At 74.3% G+C, this 20,345-nt stretch carries 15 protein-coding genes and 1 riboswitch; of the genes, 8 read left to right on the top strand and 7 right to left on the bottom strand.

Annotated features, from left to right (window positions below; translation table 11 throughout):
- The first annotated feature begins 122 nt into the window (after nt 1–122).
- Nucleotides 123–231: riboswitch (ZMP/ZTP riboswitch) on the top strand.
- A gap of 29 nt (nt 232–260) precedes the next feature.
- Together ABT129_RS23750 and ABT129_RS23745 are read left to right on the top strand one after the other, a co-directional pair.
- A complete protein-coding gene (locus ABT129_RS23750) occupies nt 261–1,115 on the top strand; it encodes a bifunctional 5,10-methylenetetrahydrofolate dehydrogenase/5,10-methenyltetrahydrofolate cyclohydrolase (protein WP_351904983.1) in 855 nt (284 codons plus the stop codon).
- A 513-nt stretch (nt 1,116–1,628) separates the two neighbouring features.
- Nucleotides 1,629–2,543: a hypothetical protein gene (locus tag ABT129_RS23745; RefSeq protein WP_351904980.1), complete on the top strand. Its 915-nt coding sequence runs from the start codon at nt 1,629–1,631 to the stop codon at nt 2,541–2,543.
- A 22-nt stretch (nt 2,544–2,565) separates the two neighbouring features.
- On the opposite strand, the gene ABT129_RS23740 is transcribed toward ABT129_RS23745, so the two are convergent.
- Nucleotides 2,566–3,912 (bottom strand): SWIM zinc finger family protein, encoded by a 1,347-nt coding sequence (locus tag ABT129_RS23740; protein ID WP_351904977.1) that lies wholly within the window; start codon nt 3,910–3,912, stop codon nt 2,566–2,568.
- Complete coding sequence (locus tag ABT129_RS23735; protein WP_351904974.1) at nt 3,909–6,803, bottom strand: SCO1167/SCO6262 family helicase; 2,895 nt, start codon at nt 6,801–6,803, stop codon at nt 3,909–3,911. Before ABT129_RS23735 ends, ABT129_RS23740 begins: the two co-directional genes overlap by 4 nt.
- Before the next feature lie 311 nt (nt 6,804–7,114).
- Between ABT129_RS23735 and ABT129_RS23730 the strand changes: the two genes are divergently transcribed.
- Nucleotides 7,115–8,203, top strand: coding sequence for an acyl-CoA desaturase (locus ABT129_RS23730; protein WP_351904971.1), 1,089 nt, complete (start codon nt 7,115–7,117; stop codon nt 8,201–8,203).
- Nucleotides 8,204–8,363: 160 nt separating this feature from the next.
- Complete coding sequence (locus tag ABT129_RS23725; protein WP_351904968.1) at nt 8,364–8,909, top strand: MOSC domain-containing protein; 546 nt, start codon at nt 8,364–8,366, stop codon at nt 8,907–8,909.
- Nucleotides 8,910–8,961: 52 nt separating this feature from the next.
- Here ABT129_RS23725 and ABT129_RS23720 read toward each other — a convergent pair whose 3' ends face one another.
- The gene (locus ABT129_RS23720) at nt 8,962–10,338 is read right to left on the bottom strand and encodes a tannase/feruloyl esterase family alpha/beta hydrolase (protein ID WP_351904965.1); all 1,377 of its coding nucleotides are present in this window, start codon (nt 10,336–10,338) and stop codon (nt 8,962–8,964) included.
- A gap of 334 nt (nt 10,339–10,672) precedes the next feature.
- Here ABT129_RS23720 and ABT129_RS23715 point away from each other — a divergent pair, with 334 nt between their 5' ends.
- Nucleotides 10,673–11,269, top strand: coding sequence for an HD domain-containing protein (locus tag ABT129_RS23715; protein WP_351904962.1), 597 nt, complete (start codon nt 10,673–10,675; stop codon nt 11,267–11,269).
- A 60-nt stretch (nt 11,270–11,329) separates the two neighbouring features.
- On the opposite strand, the gene ABT129_RS23710 is transcribed toward ABT129_RS23715, so the two are convergent.
- The 4 genes from ABT129_RS23710 to ABT129_RS23695 form a co-directional block, all read right to left on the bottom strand.
- The gene (locus tag ABT129_RS23710; protein WP_351904959.1) at nt 11,330–12,169 is read right to left on the bottom strand and encodes a hypothetical protein; all 840 of its coding nucleotides are present in this window, start codon (nt 12,167–12,169) and stop codon (nt 11,330–11,332) included.
- Between the two features lie 241 nt (nt 12,170–12,410).
- Complete coding sequence (locus tag ABT129_RS23705) at nt 12,411–12,746, bottom strand: hypothetical protein (RefSeq protein WP_502981878.1); 336 nt, start codon at nt 12,744–12,746, stop codon at nt 12,411–12,413.
- A 124-nt stretch (nt 12,747–12,870) separates the two neighbouring features.
- The gene (locus ABT129_RS23700) at nt 12,871–14,769 is read right to left on the bottom strand and encodes a bifunctional serine/threonine-protein kinase/glutamate ABC transporter substrate-binding protein (RefSeq protein WP_502981881.1); all 1,899 of its coding nucleotides are present in this window, start codon (nt 14,767–14,769) and stop codon (nt 12,871–12,873) included.
- Nucleotides 14,770–14,917: 148 nt separating this feature from the next.
- Complete coding sequence (locus ABT129_RS23695; RefSeq protein ID WP_351904956.1) at nt 14,918–15,526, bottom strand: class I SAM-dependent methyltransferase; 609 nt, start codon at nt 15,524–15,526, stop codon at nt 14,918–14,920.
- 172 nt (nt 15,527–15,698) lie between these two features.
- Between ABT129_RS23695 and ABT129_RS23690 the strand changes: the two genes are divergently transcribed.
- The 3 genes from ABT129_RS23690 to ABT129_RS23680 all read left to right on the top strand — a co-directional run bounded on the left by ABT129_RS23690 (nt 15,699) and on the right by ABT129_RS23680 (nt 20,337).
- Nucleotides 15,699–16,532, top strand: coding sequence for an MHYT domain-containing protein (locus ABT129_RS23690; protein ID WP_351904953.1), 834 nt, complete (start codon nt 15,699–15,701; stop codon nt 16,530–16,532).
- Nucleotides 16,533–16,831: 299 nt separating this feature from the next.
- Nucleotides 16,832–19,906 carry a sensor histidine kinase gene (locus ABT129_RS23685; RefSeq protein WP_351904951.1) on the top strand — a complete coding sequence of 1,025 codons (3,075 nt, stop codon included), beginning with the start codon at nt 16,832–16,834 and terminating at the stop codon, nt 19,904–19,906.
- Complete coding sequence (locus tag ABT129_RS23680) at nt 19,903–20,337, top strand: roadblock/LC7 domain-containing protein (RefSeq protein WP_351904948.1); 435 nt, start codon at nt 19,903–19,905, stop codon at nt 20,335–20,337. Before ABT129_RS23685 ends, ABT129_RS23680 begins: the two co-directional genes overlap by 4 nt.
- Nucleotides 20,338–20,345: the final 8 nt, after the last annotated feature.

Below are 20,345 nucleotides of genomic sequence, written 5' to 3'. Positions count from 1 at the left end.
TGCCGCGCTCCGTCCCGCCCCGCGATGCCCTGCCCTGCCATGCCCTGTCCCGCCTTGCCCTGCCCGGGACCGGTCGTCGCGCCCCTGTCAGGGAACCGCCTCCGACCCCTCACGTAGAGTGGTGCCCGGGCCGTGACTGGCGCTTGAGGTGGATCACCACCGGGGAGCGGCCCGGCGGGAGCGCGCCCCGGTGGCGCGCCCGCCCCGATGCCGTGCGCCTGGGCGAACCATTTGGTCACAGACGACGCCCAGGAGTTGCCATGTCCACCAGCACCGCCGCCCTCATGGACGGCACGGCCCTCGCCCGCCGTACCGTCGAGGAGACCGCCGCCCGCGCCGCCGAGATCACCCGGCGCACCGGCGTCACCCCCTGTCTCGCGACCGTCCTCGTCGGCGCGGACCCCGCCTCCGTGACGTACGTGAAGATGAAGCAGAACCGCTGCGCGAAGGCCGGAATCCGCTCGAAGCACGTCGAGCTGCCCGCCACCACGACGACCGAGGAACTGGTCGCGGCGATCACCGCCCTGTCCCAGGACCCCGAGGTCCACGGCATCCTGCTCCAGCACCCCGTCGGCCCGCACATCGACGAGCGCGCCGCCTTCGAGGCCATCGACCCCGCCAAGGACGTCGACGGCGTCACCATGGCCTCGTTCGCCGCCATGGGCTTCGGCCTTCCCGGCTTCGTCTCCTGCACGCCGGGCGGCATCATGCGTCTCCTCGACGCCTACGACGTCGACCCGCGCGGCAAGCGCGCCGTCGTCGTCGGCCGCAGCGCGATCCTCGGCAAGCCGGCCGGCCTGCTCCTCCTCGGCCGCGACGCCACCGTCACCTACTGCCACTCGCGTACCGAGGACCTCTCCTCCGTCGTCCGCGAGGCCGACATCCTCGTTGCCGCCGTCGGCAAGCCTGAGTTCATCAAGGGCGCGGACATCAAGCCGGGCGCCGTCGTCGTCGACGCCGGCTACAACCCGGGCAACGTCGGCGACGTCGACTTCGCCTCCGCCGCCGAGCGCGCCTCCCTCATCACCCCCGTCCCCGGCGGTGTCGGCCCCATGACCATCGCCGTGCTCCTCGCCCAGACGGTCGAGGGCGCGGAGCGTCAGCTCGGTCTGTAGGGACGGTTCGTGACGGGGCGGCGGGAGTGGTGGCGGTGGCGGGCGGGAGCCCGGTCGACGAATGTCACGGTTCTGTACGGGCAGGGCTCGTCGCCCGAAAAAGGGTGGCCGCGGCGACGCCGACGGGCGAATCTGGACCCCGTGCCACACCCGTCCGCCGCCACCCCGCCGCCCCCGAACCGCCGACCGGGCGCGCCCGCCGCGTCCGGCCCGTCCGCTTCATCCGGCTCGCCCGCCTTGTCCGGCCCGTCCGCCGCGACGGGCTCGCACGAGATGCCGACTGCGCCGGAGGCGTCAGCCCCACCGGCGATGTCAGTTCTGCGGCACGCGTCTGTTCCGGCCGAGGCGGCCGCTCTGCCTGAGGCGTCTGCCGTGCCTGAGGCGTCTGCCGTGCCTGAGGCGTCCGCAGCGCCTGAGGTGTCTGCCGCGCCTGAGACATCTCCCGTGCCCGAGACATCCGCCCCACCCGCGTGGTCCGTCCCTTCCCAGGCGTCTGGTCCCGTTGACGGGTCCGTGGGTGGGTCCGTCGCGCGGGACGCATCCGACGCGAGCCCTGGGTCCCGCCCCGCCGCGCCGCTCCGGGTCGGCTCCGCGTCCGGGTGGTCGCCCCGCCTCGTCCGGCTCGGCGCGCCCCGGCCCGTACCGGACGTGCGGCGCGTCCGCCGGTTCGGCGTGCCGCTCGTCCCGCTGCTCGTGGCCACGCTCGTGGCGACCGCCTTCCTGGCCGCCCGCGGTACCGACCAGGGCCTCACCACCGACAGACGCACCGGCGGCGACACGATCGGAGCGCCCTCGCCCGTCGTCACCGGAGACGGCCCGGCCGACGCCACCCCGTCCCCCGGCGACGGGCCGACCGACACGCCCATGGGCGACACCGCCGGGGAAGCGGACACGAGCACGGACGACACGCCGACCTCCGACGCGGTCGCGACCAAGGACGGCGCGCCGACCCGTACCGCGCACCCGCAGCGGTCCGCCCGCCCGGAGAGGACCGGCTCGCCGTCGCCCACCCGTACGGAGAGCAGCGCTCCCCCCTCCCGGCCGACCCCGTCCCCGACACGCGGCGGCGGCTCCACCCGGCCCGTCTCCTTCGAGGCCCTACGGGTCGGCGACTGCTTCGACATCGACCGCGCCGCGCCGGGCACGGCCCTCCGGCGCCCCTGCGACACGCCGCACTATGCCGAACTCGTGGCCCGGCTCGCCCTGACCGGCCGTCTCGTCACCGACCTGGCGATCCGTGAGGCGGCGACGGTGCTGTGCCGTGAGCCCCTGCGCCGGAAGGCCGCACGGCAGCCGGCCGGTACGCGCTGGACCACCTTCGTCCAGTACCCGTACCGCACGAGCTATCTCCTCGGCTCGGACACCGTGGCCTGCAGCCTCGCCGCCTCCTCCGCGAGCGGCGGCAAGCTCAGGCACCGCCTCCAGTAGCAACGCCTTCTCCGGCCCCGCCTCAGGCGGTTCCGGCGGCCAGGGCCGTCGCCAGGGCCGTCGCCGGGTCGCGGTCCGGCGGTCCCGCCGGGGACCAGCGAGCGCCGGACTTCAGGTACGGCCACCAGCGTTCGTCCTCCCCGAACCGCAGCTGGGCCTCCGCACCCACCACCGTCCACCGTGCGCCCGCCCGCCGCAGTACCGGCGGCTCGTCGTCCTGCCAGGCCTCCGCGAGCCGGGCACCGGCACGAGCGAGGGCCTCGGTGTCCGGCACCCACTCCTCCTCCAGTACGGCGAGGCCGGCGGCGCCCCCGAACCGCCACGCGCGCGTGGCCAGGTCCATCTCGCCCCGCGTCCGGCCCGCACCGGAGGCGAGCCGCGCCGCGATCCAGGGCACGGGGGAGTGCGCGGCGAGCCGCACCGCGTCCTGAGCGACCGTCAGCACGGTCCCCGGCCGGGAAGCAGCCGCCGAGGGCGGTCCCGGCGGAGCCGCAGACGTCGACACGCCCGCGGCGAGCACGTCGGCCAGCATGCGGCGCGCCCGCGCCGCCGCGTCCGACGCCAGGAACTCCAGCGCCGCCGGATCGACTCCCGGCCCCGGTTCCGTCTCCGTGTCCAGGGACGGTGACCGGCCCGGCGCGTCCGGGGCGGCCGGAGGCGCGGGCAGCGGCGGCAGGAGGAACTCCGCCGCGTACGCCTCCGCCGCCGACACGCCGGGCATCCCGCCGGCCCCCTCGGAGCGGTCACCTTCCGGCGCGTCGTCCGGTCCCCCTCCGCCGCGCGCGGCGCGCGAGGCGCTGCGGGCCTGCAACTGGTCCAGCAGGGTGCGTTCGCCGCGCCCCCGCATCAGGAGCAGGACGAAGGGATCCTCGTCGAGCAGCCGCGCCACCTGGTAGCAGAGCGCCGCCGTGTGCGGGCAGTGGTCCCACGCCTCGCAGCCGCACTCCGGGTCCAGATCCCCGATGCCCGGCAGCAGATCGAGTCCGGCCGCCGCGGCGTCCTCCACCAGGTGCGGCGGCATCTCGCGGTCGAGCAGCGCCGCGATGTGGCCCGCGCTGTCCACGGCGAGGTCGAGCAGCCGCTCCCACTCCTCCTCCGAGAACTCCCGCACCAGGACGTCGCTGCGGTACGCCGTGCCGTCGCGGTCCTTGACCACCGCGGTGATCCGGCCGGGCCGCACCGAAACGGCACCCACCGCGCCCGCCCGCGCGTGCCGCCGTCCCGCCTTGAGCTGCTGGCCGTCGAGCGCCGTGTCCTCCAGCGCCTTGAGCCAGGAGTGCCCCCACCAGGTCCGGGTGAAGGCCGCTCCCCGCGCGGGCGGGAGCGGCGCGAACGTCCGCTCCTCGCCCTCGTGTCCGTAGCCGCTCATCGTCCGTCCCCTCGCAGTCGTACGAGCTCCGCCAGTTCGGCGTCGGTCAGCTCGGTCAGCTCCGGCGGTGTGTCCCCGCCGGTCCCGAGGACCGTGTCCGCCAGCTCCCGCTTCCGGTCGAGCATGGTCGCGATCCGGTCCTCGATCGTGCCCTCGGCGATCAGCCGGTGCACCTGCACCGGCCGGTCCTGGCCGATCCGGTAGGCGCGGTCGGTGGCCTGTGCCTCGACGGCGGGGTTCCACCAGCGGTCGTAGTGCACGACGTGTTCCGCGCGGGTGAGGTTGAGCCCCGTGCCGGCGGCCTTCAGCGAGAGGAGGAAGACCGGTACCTCCCCGTTCTGGAAGCGGGCCACCATCGCCTCGCGTTCCGCGACCGGTGTCCCGCCGTGCAGGAACTGCGTCCGCACGCCGCGCGCCGCGAGATGCGCCTCCAGGAGCCTCGCCATTCCCACGTACTGGGTGAAGACCAGGGTGTGGGCGCCCTCGGCGAGGATCGTGTCGAGCAGTTCGTCGAGCAGCTCCAGCTTCCCCGAGCGGCCCTCGATCCTCGGTCGTTCCTCCTTGAGGTACTGGGCCGGGTGGTTGCAGATCTGCTTGAGCCCGGTCAGCAGCTTCACGACCAGACCGCGCCGCTCCATGCCGTCGGCCTCGGCGATGGCCGCCAGGGTCTCCCGTACGACCGCCTCGTAGAGACCGGCCTGTTCCGGGGTCAGGGAGACGGCCCGGTCGGTCTCCGTCTTCGGTGGCAGCTCGGGCGCGATCCCCGGGTCCGACTTGCGGCGGCGCAGCAGGAACGGCCGTACCAACGCGGCGAGTCGCGCGGCGGCGGCCGGGTCCCGGCCGCCCTCCACGGCGGCGGCGAACCGGGTCCGGAACGCGCCCAGGCTGCCGAGGAGCCCCGGCGTGGTCCAGTCGAGGATCGCCCACAGCTCGGAGAGGTTGTTCTCCACCGGCGTGCCGGACAGCGCCACGCGCGCGCGTGCCCCGATCGTCCGCAGTTGCTTCGCCGTCGCCGAGTACGGGTTCTTGACGTGCTGCGCCTCGTCGGCGACGACGAGTCCCCAGCTCCGTGCGGCGAGTCGCGCCGCGTCGAGCCGCATGGTGCCGTACGTGGTGAGGACGAACCCGCCGTCGGAGAGGTCCTCCAGGTCGCGGGTGGCCCCGTGGAAGCGTCGCACCGGGGTGCCGGGCGCGAACTTCTCGATCTCCCGCTGCCAGTTGCCCATGAGGGAGGTCGGGCAGACGACGAGCGTGGGTCCGGCGGAGGCCGGGTCGGACTGCCGGTGCAGGTGCAGGGCGATGACCGTGATGGTCTTGCCGAGCCCCATGTCGTCGGCGAGGCAGCCACCGAGGCCGAGCGAGGTCATCCGGTGCAGCCAGTCGAGCCCGCGCAGCTGGTAGTCGCGGAGCGTCGCGGCGAGCGCCGGCGGCTGGGCGACCTCGGGGCGGCCTCCCTCGGGGTCGGCGAGCCGCTCCCGCAGCCGTTCCAGCCACCCCGTCGCCGCCACGTCGACGGGGCGTCCGTCGACCTCGGTCGTCCCGGTGAGGACGGCGGAGAGGGCGTCCACCGGGGTCACCTTCCGGTCCTGGTGGGACCGGGCCCGGCGTACCTCGGCCGGGTCGACGAGCACCCAGCGGTCACGCAGCCGCACGAGGGGACGTCCGGCCTCGGCGAGCCGGTCGAGCTCGGCCCGGGTCAGCTCCTGATCGCCGACGGCGAAGCGCCAGTTGAAGCCGAGGAGGGCGTCGGCGGAGAGGAAGGAGGGCAGCGCGGAGGAGGAACGGGTGTCCCCGCCCTCGCCCACCGGGCCGATCACGGCGCCGGCGGTCATCCGGTCGGCGAGCTCGCGCGGCCAGTGGACCTGGACATCGGCCGCGGCCAGCGCCCTGCCGGCCGGGCCCAGCAGCTCCGCGACCTCCTCGTCGGCGAGGTCGACGGTGTCGGGTACGGCCGCCGTCAGCAGAGGGGCCAGCGGCGGCCAGGCGCGAGCGGCCCGCCGGAGGGCGAGGAGCGCGTCCATACGGACCCGGGGGCCGAAGGCGGCCCCGGTCCGGCCGGAGCCCGACCAGACCTCCGCCGCGTCCGCCACCAGGGTCGGGTCGGCGACGGCGTGGAGTTGCAGGACCGCGCGGAAGTCAGGTGCCTCCGTCGCATCGGTGGTGAAGCCGGGCAGTTCGAGCCGGAGCGAGAGCCGGACGCCCGCGTCGTACACGGCGGCGACGTCGGCGGCCCACGCCCGTTGCTCGGGAATCGCCTGCGGTTCCTCGGCCGCGAAGGCGGGCCCGCCGGCGGCGAGCGGCGCCGCAGGGGTACGGGGCAGGGTGTCCGCGACGGCGTCGACGAAGGCGCGGAGCAACGCCTCGGGCTCCGGCAGGAGTACGGGCTCCTCATCCTCGGGCGCCGGTGAGAGCGGTACGGCATGGGCCGTGGGCGGCATCGACGCGGCGAGCGTCCGCAGCTCGGCCAGTTCCCCCGGACCGAGCGGACCGGCCCGCCACGCGTCGAAGCCGCCGGGGGTGAGACCGGGCAGCAGGAGCCCGCGCGCGACGAGGTCGAGGGCGAGGAGCGAGGCCGCACCCCAGAAGGCGCTCGCGGGAGACGCGGTCTCGGAGAAGCGGGCGCGGGCGAGCAGGGGCAGGGCGTCCCGTACGGAGAGCGTGGCCGCGGGAACGGTCACGGGCCGCAGGCTGTCGCCGTCCACGACGGTGATCGCGACGGTGGCAGGAGCGGGCTCGTCCGCGACCGCGGGCTCGACGCCGTCCGGTGACCAGAAGGCGATCCGGCCGGTGCGGGGCGGGTCCGAGGGGAGGAAGACGGCGGAGTGGAAGGTGAGTTCGCGGGAGGGGTCCTGAACGGATTCGCGGTCCGAATCTTCGGATCCGTGCGACAACGACAACGCATTCCTCAAATTTGACTACCTGGCGACTGAGCGGCCGAGGATACCTTGACGACGCGTCTGTGCGCGCCCCCTTTTCGAGTGAGCCGCGTCACTTTGACGGAGGGTGGGGCCCGCCCTACCTCCCGGCCCCCGGCGCGCCCCCGACGCGGACGGGTGGTGACGCCATGGCCCTGGACGATCACGGATCCGTAGCTTCTTGGTAGGCGCCCACCGACCGACCCGACACGGTCCACCGACCGACCCGACACGGTCCACCGACCGATCCAGCACGGCCCCCGACCGACAGAGAACCGGAGCCCGCCATGTCCCAGGCCACCGTCCTGCCCCCGGCCGCCGCCCCCACCGCGGCGCCCGCCCGCGCCAGGGGCGGCAGCGAGTTCACCCCGCTCCTGCGGACGGTCAGGGAGCAGGGCCTGCTCGAACACCGCCCCGGCTGGTACGCCCGGGGCATCGCGGTCAACCTGCTGGGCATCGCCGCGGTGGTCGCCGGACTCGCCCTGATCGGACCCTCCTGGTGGGCCCTGTTCCTGGCGCTCCCCCTCGCGCTGCTCTCCGCCCGCGCCGCCTTCGTCGGCCACGACGCCGGCCACGCCCAGATCACCGGGAACCGGAAGGCCGGCCGGATCATCCAGCTCGTCCACGCCAACCTCCTGCTCGGCATGAGCCGCGAGTGGTGGAACGACAAGCACAACCGTCACCACGCGCACCCCAACCACCTCGACAAGGACCCCGACGTCGCGGCCGACATCCTCGTCTTCGCCGAACACCAGACGGCCGGCCGCAAGGGATGGCGCGGGTTCCTCACCCGTCACCAGGCCTGGCTGTTCTTCCCGCTGACGACCCTGGAGGGCATCGCCCTCAAGGTGTACGGGGTGCGGTCCCTGCTCGCCGAGGACGGCCCGTGCCGCACCCGGCGCGAGCGGCTCGTCGAAGGCGCGCTGCTGTTCGCCCACTTCGCCGGCTACGCCGCCCTCCTGCTCACCCTCCTCACCCCGGCGCAGGCGCTCGTCTTCGCCCTCGTCCACCAGATGCTGCTGGGCCTGCACCTGGGCATGGCCTTCGCCCCCAACCACAAGGGCATGGAGCGACCGGACGAGCACGCGGACGGCGACAGCTGGGGTCATCTGCGGCGCCAGGTGCTCACCTCGCGCAACATCCGGGGCGGCGCCCTGACCGATTGGTTCCTCGGCGGTCTCAACTACCAGGTGGAGCACCACCTCTTCCCGAGCATGCCGCGCCCCCATCTGCGCCTCGCCCAGCCGGCCGTCCGGGCCCACTGCGCCGCCCTGGGGGTCCCGTACACCGAGACCGGCTTCGTGGACTCGTACCGCCAGGCGCTCGGCCATCTCCACGAGGTGGGCGCACCGCTCCGCTCCGAGTCGGCGGAGTAGGGCCGGGACGGTCACCCCTGCGCTCCGAGGAGGCCGAGTAGGGTCGGTCGCGGTCACGCGTGATGTGATCATCGGGTCGGCGGTCGACCGTCGACCCGCCGGTGGCCGGCACTCCCGCCACCGGAATCGGGGAAAGAGCGGAGAAGGGGAGCTCCTCGCCATGAGCGACGGCACGGTCACCACGGTCAGCAGCAACGGTACGTACACGTTCACCAAGCCCAACAGGGAGGGCATCACCCTCCTTGCCGGGCTCGGTGTGGAGGGCGACGTCCACGCGGGCGTCACGGTCAAGCACCGGTCCCGCGTCGCCCAGGACCCCACCCAGCCCAACCTCCGCCAGGTCCACCTCATCCACGCCGAGCTCTTCGACGACGTCGCCGGCGCCGGCTTCGAGGTCACCCCCGGCGACCTCGGCGAGAACGTCACCACCCGGGGGATCGACCTCCTCGGCCTGCCCACCGGCACCCGACTGCACCTGGGCGACGAGGCCGTCGTCGAGATCACCGGACTGCGCAACCCGTGCGCGCAGATCGACACCTTCCAGCGCGGACTGCTCAAGCAGGTGCTCGGCCGCGACGAGAGCGGTGATGTCGTCCGCAAGGCCGGGATCATGGGCATCGTCCTGACCGGCGGGCAGGTCAGGCCCGGCGACCCGATCCGCGCCGAGCTGCCGGAGGGCCCGCACCGCCCGCTGGAGAAGGTCTGACCGTCCCGCCGGAGCGGGCCGGTCCGCGTGGGCCCTCACCGGCCCACGGGGCTCACTCCTCCAGCTCGCACGAGTTGACCACGTCACCGCTCGTGGGCCGCGCGATCGTACGGTCCGACGGCGGTGCCGTACCGTCCTCGACCCAGCGCGTCAGCGCGTCGAACGCGGAGCGGTAGCACGGCAGGATCGGCCGCAGCCGGTCCGGATACGTGTCGTACAGGCCGTCGGTGTGCGTCCCGCCCCGCACCGTGTAGTAGCGGTGCATCCCGCCCCGGCCCCGCGCGTCGATCATCCGCGCGTACACATCGGAGTCGGTGGCGATGGGCAGCAGGGTGTCCAGGTCGCCGTGGAGCGTGACGAGGGGCTTGCCGATCCGCCCGGTGAGCGCGACCTTCGCGACCGCGCGGTGCACGGACGCGGGCCGTGACGCGTAGTCGTAGGAGGCGTCCGAGGCACAGGGCGCGAAGATCTGCTCGACGGTCCCGCCGGCCGTGGATCCGGGACAGGCCGGATCGTACGAGGGGTCGAACTCGGCCCGGAAGATCTTCTGCGTCAGCCCCCAGTACGCCTGCTCGTGGTACGGCCACAGGAAGCGCGAGTCCGGCGCGAAGCCGGCCCGGATCAGGTCCTCGTCGGTGGCGCGCCCCTGGGAGCGGGCGACCGTCACGGGCAGGCTCGTCAGGAGGTTGGGGCCGCGCGCGGTCCACAGCACGCCCTCCCAGTCGACGCCGCCGTCGTACAGCTCGGGCCGGTTCTCCAGCTGCCAGCGCGTCAGATAGCCACCGTTGGAGATGCCGGTCATGTACGTGCGCTCCGGCGCCCGGCCGTAACGCTGCCGTACGGCCTTCTTGGCCGCTCGCGTCAGCTCGGTCACGCGGCTGTTCCACTCGGCGACCGCGTCGCCCGGCTTCCGTCCGTCGGTGAAGAAGTCCGGTCCGGTGTTGCCCTTGTCGGTGGCGGCGTACGCGAAGCCCCGGGCGAGGACCTGGTCGGAGATCAGGGCGTCCGTGGAGTACTGCCGCCTGGTGCCCGGAGCGCCGGTGACGACGAGCCCGCCGTTCCAGTCGTCGGGCAGCCGGATGACGAACTGCGCGTCATGGGCCCAGCCGTGGGTCGCGTTCAGGCGTGAGTCGTCGGGGAAGTAGCCGTCGATCTGGACGCCCGGCACCCCCGAGGGGTTACGGGTCCCCTTCGCGGCCAGACCGGCCTGGTCCGCCATGTCGGTGTACGGCGTGCCGGCCAGCCCGGCGGTCGTCAGGTCGTCCAGACAGGCGGACCGCTGGTGCTCGGCGCCGGGCACCTCGAGCCGGTCCTGGCGCGCGCAGTGCGCGGCGGCGGTCCCGGTGGCCACGGCGGGGCCCGTGGGGGCGAGGACGGTGACCCCGGTCAGGAGCGCGGCGAACAGGGAGACGCCTGGGAACAGGCGCATGGTGAGCCTCCGAGGGGCGAAGGGAAGGGACGGGCGCCACATCGTGCGGCGCACCCGTCCCGGCAGGCCATGTCCCGGGACCACACCTCGGGCCGTCGGCCTATGGGGGGGCGCCGGAGCGCGGCGGGGTCCGCCCCGGCCGTCGCCGGCGCTCCCGGCTTCCGGTCGTCGATGCCGCTCCCGGCCTCCGGTCGTCGTCGGGGCTCCCGGCCTCCGGTCGTCGACGGCGCTCCCGGCCTCCGGTCGTCGTCGGGGCTCCCGGCTTCCGGTCGTCGGCGCCCGTCCGTCGGGAGCCGTCGTCGGCGTCCCCCGTCGGGGTCACTACGCTGCGCGGGTGGACATTCCGTCGGCGGACGAGATACGCGCGATGCACATCAGGCACGCTCCCCATGAGGAGGCGTTCGAGCTCGTCTTCACCCACTGCGAGATCGTGTGGCAGGTGGCCGAGCGGCTGATGTCACGCTCGGGCCTGGACGTCGACCCGGAACTCGTACGGGCCGGATGCCTGCTGCACGACATCGGGGTGTACCGCCTGTACGACACCGAAGGGCGGCTCGACGGCCGGAACTACCTGCGCCACGGGCTGCTGGGGCACGAGATCCTCGCGGCCGAGGGACTGCCGGAGGCCTTGTGCCGGTTCTGTTCGTGCCACACGGGGGTCGGGCTGACCAAGGAGGACGTGCTCACGCAGGGTCTGCCGCTGCCTCCCGCCGACTATGTGGCGGTCACCCAGGAGGAGCGGCTCGTCATGTACGCGGACAAGTTCCACAGCAAGAGCACGCCGCCGAGGTTCCTGTCCCCGGACACCTACGCGGTGTCCGTGAGCCGGTTCGGCCAGGACAAGGTCGCCTCGTTCGGCGCACTGCGCGCCGCGTTCGGAGAGCCGGAGCTCGACGGGCTCTCCGCCGCGTACGGGCACGCCCTCACCTGACGGCTCTTCCCCCGCCCCAGACCCTTCGGAGCCCTGCGTCCACGGCCGGCGCCCGTGCTTTCAGGACGGGCGTACGGCCATCGCGTCGAGGGCTTCGAGGAGGGCCGGGAGCCTCGCCCCCCGGGCCACGGGCAGTACCTCGCGCGGCAGCTCGTCGAGCAGCACGAACGCCATGTCGTCGGCCTTGGCCACGAGCGACCAGCCGGGGCCGTCCGCGCGCAGCATCCGGGCGCCCGCCTCCCCGTCCGACGCGGACCGCACCCGGCCCACCGGCGGCGGGTCCTCCAGGTAGCCGCGCAGCTCGTCCAGAGCCTTCCTGACCCCGTCGTACGGGTCGTCGACGGGGGACGCGGCGGTGGCGTCGGGGGTCGCGGGGCCGTCCGTGTACGTGCCGTCGTCGCCCACCCTGGCCCGCCAGGCGGCCCACTGGAGGGCCACCTCGTCGGCGCCCAGACGGCGCTGGGCCGGGCCCCACTCGTCGCCCGACGGCGGTACCAGCGGTGCGGGATCACCCTCCTCGGGCTCCGGGTCGTGCGGGGCCGGAACACCCGGGGCGCGGCTCATCAGGTCGAGCGGCCAGCCGGGCAGCCCGCTGACCACAGACTCCTCGTCGGGGGAGAGGTCGTAGGCCATGCCGCAGTCCCAGGAGGAGATGGCCACGGCGACCAGCGACACGTCGTCGATGACGACCGTCCAGCGCGCGCCGAGGCCGTCCTGACCGAAGACGAGCCCGTATCCGTCCGCGTACGGCTCCAGTCCCAGCGCCGCGCACGCCGCCGGGTAGTCGTCGCCGAGCACGCTCGGGAAGCGCGCGGGTGTCAGCAGCGCCGCGGTCAGCACGAACAGCGCGTCGGCATCGCCTTCGGCCGCTGCCTCGGCGATCGGGTCCGTCCCAGCCACGCAGGCCTCCCCATCTGGTTGTCGGCGCACCTTAACCAGTGAGTAGGGAGACCTGTCCAGAGGTTGGCGCAGTGACCTGTATCGCCGTGCGGATGCGGATGCGGATGCGGATGCGGATGCGGATGCGGATGCGGAAGAGGAAGGGGAGACGGATGTGGGAGCGGGGCGGGGGCCGGTGCCTATGCAGGCCTCGGTTCCCGACGCCGGTCCCGGTCCGGACGCCGGTGCCGGGTCCGGACGCCTACGCGTCTCCCGCGGGGCGCCTCGACGGGCCCTCCCGGAGACCGAGGAGCGAGCGGGCCACGGTGCTCGGCGACTCGTTCCGCTCCCGGGCGAGGGTGAGGAGGGCCCGGCAGGCCAGTTCGTTGACGCCGAACGACAGCATCCCGGGGGAGACCCGGCTCGCCGCCTCCTCCGCCCGGGCCGGGTCGTTCTCGGCGCACGCGGCCACGTACTCCGCCGCCGCCTCGAAGAGGTTGTGTCCCTGCCGGACGCGTGGGGGCGCCGGAGCGGCGGCCTCGGGCGCCTTCCGGGCGGAGGGCAGGAGCTTGCGCAGTCGTTCCGGAATCCGTGTCACGCTCCACCGCCCTTCCCGGGCAGGACTGCCCGGTACGTCCACGGTAGTCAGTGAAGTGCCTGGAAAGAAGGGTGCGTTGACCGCTGGAGGGCGGGAACGCGGGCCTGCGGACGCGTCGGTGTGATCAATCCCGGACGGGCGGTGTGGCCGCCCGCAGGAGGGGGAGGTTCTTCTCGACGGCTCGCTTCCAGGAACCGTCGGAGATCATCTCGTCGAGTGCCTTCTGGACCTTGCCCTCCATCGCGCTGCCCTTCGGGACCCCGATGCCGTAGGGCTCCTCGCTGACGCGGAAGCCCGCGAGCCTGAACCTGCCCTTGTACCCGTCCTGCGCCGCGTAGCCTGCGAGGAGCGCGTCGTCGGTGGTGACGGCGTCGACGGTGCCCGAGGCGAGTGCGTCGACGCAGCGCGCGTGACTGTCGTACGTCACGACCTCCGCCCGGGGGGCGAGTCTCGTACGGATCGCCAGCACGCCGGTGCTCCCGGTGGCCCCGCAGACCTTCTTGCCGTTGAGATCCGCCGGGTTCCTGACGGAGGTGTCGTCGGCCGCAAGCAGGACGTCCTGGTGAGCCGTGAAGTAGGGGCCCGCGAAGCCGACCCTCGTCTTCCGCTGGGCGGTCATCGTGTACGTGGCCACGACGAGGTCGACATCGCCGTTGGCCAGGAGGGACTCGCGGGTGGAGCTCCGGACCTCCTTCCAGGCGATGTCGGCGGGGCCGTGGCCGAGCGCGCGGGCGAGATAGGTCGCCACGTCCACGTCGAGCCCCGTGTACGTGCCGTCCGGCCTCTTCCAGCCGAGACCGGGCTGGTCGGACTTGACCCCGATGGTGATCCTGATTCCGTTTCCGGTCGGCGGCGGGGCGGACGCGGCGGTGGACGGGCTCTGGCCGCCGGGCTTGCCGGCGGTGCGGTCTCCGGTGCCGTCGTCCTTCGCGCCACCGAGCGGAAGGAGGTTCCAGAGGAGCACGCCGCTCAGCACGACGGCGCCCGCCACTCCCGCGTACACCCCGCCGCGCCGCTTCCGCGCCGTGGGCGGCCGGGTCGGGACCGGGGGCACGGGGCGGAAGGCGGCGGTGGCGGTGTCGGCGGTGGGTGAAGGGGCGGCGGGGACCGGTGAAGCCTCACCGTGAAGTCGAGGGTGAGGGTGGGGCTGAGGTGGAGGAAGAGGCCGGGGCTGCCCGGCGTCCTGGAGGGGCTTCTGATCCTCCGGCGTTCCCGCTTCGACCTCGGCGAGCAGGCGGTCCAGCGCCTCGCCGTCGGGTCGTGCCGCCGGGTCCCGTACCAGCACGGCCGTCAGCACCCGCGTCAGCGGGCCGGCGCGGCGCGGCGGCGGCACGTCCTCACCCAGCACCGCCGCGAGGGTGGCGAGCGTGTTGGCCCGGCGCAGCGGGTGGTGGCCCTCCACCGCGACGTACAGGGTCATCGCGAGCGACCAGAGGTCGGCGGCCGGTCCGCCCTCCTCGCCTCCGACGCGTTCGGGCGCCATGTAGTCGGGCGTGCCGATGATCGAGCCTGCGGCGGTGAGGGCGGTGGCCCCGTGCATCGCCGCGATGCCGAAGTCGGTGAGGACCGGACGCCCGTCGGGCCGCAGCAGGACGTTCGCGGGCTTGATGTCCCGGTGCTGGACGCCCGTCGCGTGGGCGGCCCGAAGGCCCGCGAGGATCCCGCGCCCCAGGGTGGCCGCCTCGCCCGCCGTGAGGGTGCCCAGGGCGAGCCGGTCGTGGAGCGAGCCGCCGGGGACCAGTTCCATGACGAGCCACGGGTACGTGCCCTCGCCGCCGTCCACGATGTGATGGATCGTCACGACCCGGGGGTGGGCCACGCGGGCGAGTGCGCGCGCCTCGCGCAGAACCCGGATGCGGAGTTCGCGGGCGGCCTCGGGGTCGTACTCGGCCAGTGCCGGGTCGGGCGGCCGTACCTCCTTGAGGGCCACCTCACGGTGGAGTGCCAGGTCCCGCGCTCTCCACACGGTTCCCATGCCGCCCCCGCCGAGCCGAGCCACCAGCTCGAACCGACCGTCGATCACCCGTGCCACCCACAGCCCCCTCACCCCGACGCGGTCCCTGGCAGGACGTCATGAGCCCCGCGGCGCCGGACCGTCGACCCCGCCCCGACTCTGCCACATCCGGCCGAGGGGGCGAGCCGGATCGTGGAGAGGGACTCAGCCGCGCGCCTCAGCCCTCGCGGACCGCCGTGGCCAGGTAGCGGGTGTCCTCGTCGACGTACCCCACGAGCCTCCATCCGGCCTCGGCGAGCACGAGGCGCAGCCGGGGTTCGGCCCGCAGGTCGTCAGGGGTGATCTGGCGTCCGTGGCGGGCCGCGAGGGCGGCCCGGCCGATCGGGTGGAAGAGCGCGAGCCGGCCGCCCGGCCGTACGACACGGGCGAGTTCGCGCAGACCGGCGACGGGTTCCGCGAGGTGGGAGATGAGTCCGGCCCCGAAGACGGCGTCGAGCGCGCCGTCGTGCACCGGCAGGCGACCGACGTCGGCGAGCAGCAGCGTCGCGGTGCCGTCCGCGCTCCCGCGGCCGGACCGGACGGCCTGTTCGAGCATCTCCGGGGTGAGATCGGCGCCGAGCACGGTGCCGGCCGCGCCGACGGCGGCGCGGAGCGGAGGGAGCGCGCGGCCCGTGCCGCAGCCGGCGTCGAGTACCGCGTCGCCCGGCCGCAGACCGAGCTCGTGCACGGCGGCCGCGTACGCGGGACCGTCGTCGGGGAACCGGCTGTCCCAGTCGGCGGCGCGAGCGCCGAAGAACTCTCGGACATGCGTGGGGTCATCGCTCATGCGCTCATGATCGCTTACCCGCAGGGGTGAACGACCCTCCCGGAGGGGTGAACGATCTGTGTGCACGTTCGAGCCCGGCGTGATCGTTCGGGACCATCTCTCTGTCATATTCCATCAGCTTTCGAAATGCGCCCCTGATGCGCCCCCCGATGCGCACTAGCGTCCCTGAGCCATGGGACACCTGGACCACGCCACCTTCGGCTGGCTGACACCTGCACTGTCGTACGCGATGGCCTGCGTCGGCGCCGCCCTCGGGCTGCGCTGCACCGTGCGCGCCCTCGACGCGACCGGCCGCTCACGGCGGAACTGGTTGCTCACGGCGGCCTCCGCGATCGGCACCGGCATCTGGACGATGCACTTCGTGGCGATGCTCGGCTTCGGGGTGACCGGCACCGACATCCGGTACGACGTACCGCTCACCATGCTCAGCCTCGTCATCGCCATGGCCGTCGTCGGCGTCGGAGTGTTCGCCGTCGGCTACGGGCGCGACCGGGTCCGTTCGCTCCTGATCGGCGGTCTGACCACGGGCGTCGGAGTGGCGAGCATGCACTACATGGGCATGGCCGCCCTCCGGCTCCACGGCGAGGTGAGGTACGACCCCGTACTCGTCGGGCTCTCGGTGCTCATCGCCGTCGTCGCCGCCACGGCGGCCCTGTGGGCGGCCCTCAACATCCACTCGCCCGTAGCCGTGGCCGTCGCCTCGCTCGTGATGGGCGCGGCCGTCAGCAGCATGCACTACACCGGAATGCTCGCGGTCACGGTCGACGTCGTCCCGTCCGCCGCCGCCCTCCCGGGGGCCACCGTCATGCAGTTCATCTTCCCGCTCGCGGTCGGCCTCGGCTCCTACCTCTTCATCACCTCCGCCTTCGTCGCCCTCTCCCCGACGGCCAAGGAACGGGCCGCGTACGCCTCCGCCGGGCGCCTCACCGAGCCGGACGAGCGCGCGGTGGACGTCGCACCTCCCGGCTTCCGCGCCGCCGGGACCGCCCGTACCCCCATCGGCTGAACCGCACGCGAGGCGAGACACGCACGAACCGATCCGCACGCCGCCCGGACCTCCGACCCCGCCCGGACCTCCGACCCCGCCCGGACCTCCGACCCCGCCCGGACCCTCGACGCGAACCGCACCTCTGACACGAACCGAACCCCCGACACCAACCGAACGCCCGACACCAACCGAACCCCCGACGCGAACCGCACCCCGACGCGAACCGAACCTCTCACGCCGGCCGAACGCACTCCTCCTGCCCCACCCCCCTCGCAGGACCCACGCACCAGAACAGTCGCAGCCGGAACGAGGAGGCCATGCGAACTCCCCGCAAGACCCAGGACGCCGAGGCGACGCGGCCGGCGGCCGCGCGCGGGCGGCGCGCGCACGCCGGGCCGCCCGCCGACGAGCCGGGGGAGCACGCCCCCGAGGCCGCTCCGACCGCAGGACACCGCTCCACCACGAAGGCGCCGCCGACGGCCGACGGGGCCCGCCGTCCCCACCCCCCGCGTCACGGCCTGCGACCCCGTACCGTCCGCGCGAAGATCGTCTCCCTCCTGATGGTCCCCGTCGTCTCGCTCCTCGCGCTGTGGGGCTTCGCCACCGTCACCACCGCCCAGGACGTCGCGCGGCTCCGCCAGCTCCAGCGTGTCGACGCCGAGATCCGCGAGCCCGTGACGGCCGCCCTCGCCGCGCTCCAGGCCGAACGGCGTGCGGCCGTACGGCAGGTCGCCGCCCCCGGCACCGGCCGGGCCGCCGAGCTCAGGGACCGGATGCGCCGCACGGACGCCGCCGTCGACCGACTCCGGCTGGACGACACCCACACCGTCGGCGACGCCGGGAACCTGCCCGGCGACGTCGGCGACCGGGTGAGCGCGTTCGTCGGCAGGGTCGAGGGCCTCGCCCGGCTCCGTACCGCCGCCGTCGACGGGCGGGCCGACTGGGACCAGGTGTACGAGGAGTACACCGCCGCGGTCTCCGCGGCCTTCGCCGTCGGCGGCGCCCTCACCGGCGTCCAGGAGGCCCAGCAGGGGTCCGACGCGCGCGTACTCCTGGAATTCGGCCGGGCCGGCGAGATGCTCTCCCGCGAGGACGCCCTCCTCACCTCCGCCCACCTCACCGGCCGTCTCACCGCCGAGCGGCTGCGCGCCTTCTCGGGTGCCGTCGAGACCCGGCGCACCCTTCTCGCCTCGGCCACCGCGGACCTGCCCGCCGCCGACCGGGCCGCGTGGACCCGGCTCACCGCCGGCGGTGACCACACCAGGCTCACCCGCGCGGAGGAGAAGATCGGCGCCGCCAGCCCCGGCCGCCCCGCAGCCCAGGCGGTCACCTCCGCCGACTGGGACGACACCCTCACCGCCGTACGGAACGGACTCACCGCGATCGAGACCGACGCCCGCACCGCGGCGGCCGACCGCGCCGACCCCTTCGCCGGCGGAGTCCTCAGCACGGGCGGCGCGGCGGTGGTCCTCGGCCTCGCGGCCGTCGTCGCCTCCCTCGTCATCTCCGTACGCATCGGCCGCGGCCTCGTCGTCGAACTCGTCAGCCTCCGCAACACCGCCCTCGGCATCGCGCGCGGCAAACTCCCCGCGGCCATGCGCCGACTGCGCGCCGGTGAGGAGATCGACGTCCACGCCGAGGCCCCGCCGCGAGCGGTCTCCCAGGACGAGATCGGCCAGGTCGGCGACGCCCTCACGACCGTCCACCGCGCGGCTCTCTCCGCCGCCGTCGAACGCGCCGAACTCGCCAGCGGCATCTCCGGCGTCTTCGTCAACCTCGCCCGCCGCAGCCAGGTCCTCGTCCACCGCCAGCTCAACCTCCTGGACAGCATGGAGCGGCGCGCCGACGACCCCAACGAACTCGGCGACCTCTTCCGGCTCGACCACCTCACCACCCGGATGCGCCGCCACGCCGAGAGCCTCATCATCCTGTCGGGTGCCGCTCCCGGCCGCGCCTGGCGCATGCCCGTCCCCCTCACCAACGTCGTCCGCGCCGCCGTCTCCGAAATCGAGGACTACGCGCGCGTGGAGGTCCGCCGACTCCCCGAGACGGCCGTCGTCGGCGGCGCCGTCGCCGACCTCACCCACCTCCTGGCCGAACTCATCGAGAACGCGGCCCAGTTCTCCCCGCCCCACACCAAGGTGCGCGTCAGCGGCGAACCCGTCGGCAACGGGTACGCCCTGGAGATCGAGGACCGGGGACTCGGCATGGGCCAGGAGACCCTCGCGGAGGCCAACGCCCGCATCGCCCAGTCCGAGGCACTCGACCTCTTCGACAGCGACCGGCTGGGCCTCTTCGTGGTCAGCCGGCTCTCCTCCCGCCACGACATCAAGGTGCAGCTGCGGACCTCTCCGTACGGCGGCACGACGGCCGTCGTCCTGCTGCCGACCGATCTGCTCCAGGGCGCGCTGCCGCCCGGCCGCGGAGCCGACACACCCCCCGCGGGGACCCCGCGGACGCGTGATCCGCGTACCCCCGTCTCCGGCACGGGCGGCCCCGTCGCCGACGACCGGCGCGGTCGCGGTGAACCCCCGACGGCCGACCGCCGCGGCGCCGACCCCCGTACGGACGAAGCGCGCGCCGCACGCGAACGCGAGGAGGCGCACCGCGCCGAGGCCCGCCGTTTCGGCCGGCCCCAGGTACCCCGCCCCCAGGGCACCACCGGACCGCCCGCCCCCGGCGCCCACACGCTCGCGGGCGGTCCGGCCGGGCCCGTCCCGGCCCCCCGCCGGACCGCCCCGCAGGCTCCGGCCGACGCGCCGCCCGGCATCCCGCCCGAGGAGACGCAGGGCCCTCGCCCGCCGGTCCCGCCGCAGGCCCCACCGACCTCCCGCCCGCAGTCCCGGCAGCGCCCGACGGCCGTGCCCGCTCTCGCGGCGCCGCCGCAGTCCGGGCCGCCGCCCGCCGGCGTCACCGAACTGCGCCGTCGCGGACCCTCCGTACCGCCACCGGCACGGGAACAGCGGCCCGGCCATCCGGCCGGTCCCGCGGGGCGCGGCGATCCGGAGGACGAGCTGCCCCGACGCGTACGGCAGGCGAGTCTGGTCCCGCAGCTGCGCGAGGCGCCCGCGCCGGCACCGGTGTTCGTGCCGTCCGCGCCCGGGACGGACGCCCGCACACCGGAGCAGGTACGGGACCGGATGGCGGCCTACCAGGACGGCTGGCAGCGGGGCGGCGGCGCCGCCCCGGGCGCCCGACGCCCCCTCGGCACCGGAACCGGCACTGCCACCGGCACCGGCCAGGCCCACAGCTCCGGCACCGGCGAAGGCGCAGGCACCGGCATCAGCCAAGGCACAGGCACAGGTACCGGCTCTGGTACCGGCCAGGGCCAAGGAGCCGGACCTGGCACGACTCCCCCCGACGACCACCGCTCCGAAGGAGACCACGCATGATCGACCACGAGAGGATCTCTCATCACCGGTCCGGCGAACTCGACTGGCTCCTCGACGACCTCGTCACGCGGGTCCGGGAGGTCCGCCACACCGTGGTGCTCTCCAACGACGGACTCGCCGTAGGGGCCTCCAGCGGACTCAGCCGCGAGGACGCCGAGCACCTGGCCGCCATCGCGTCCGGCTTCCACAGCCTCGCCAAGGGCGCCGGGCGCCAGTTCCACACCGGCGGAGTCCGCCAGACGATGGTCGAGATGGACGACGGGTTCCTCTTCGTCGCCGCGGCGGGCGACGGTTCCTGCCTCGCGGTCCTCAGCTCCGTGACCGCGGACATCGGCCTCATCGCCTACGAGATGGCCCGCCTCGTCAAGCGTGTCGGCGAGCACCTGCACACCCCGCCGCGGCTCACGGTGACCCCGCCGGCCGCAGGCTGACCCGGAGA

This window comes from Streptomyces sp. NPDC002057 (assembly GCF_040296665.1).
Taxonomy (GTDB): Bacteria; Actinomycetota; Actinomycetes; order Streptomycetales; family Streptomycetaceae; genus Streptomyces.
The sequence above is the reverse complement of the archived record's forward strand: the minus strand, read 5'-3'. Positions and strand labels throughout refer to the sequence as shown.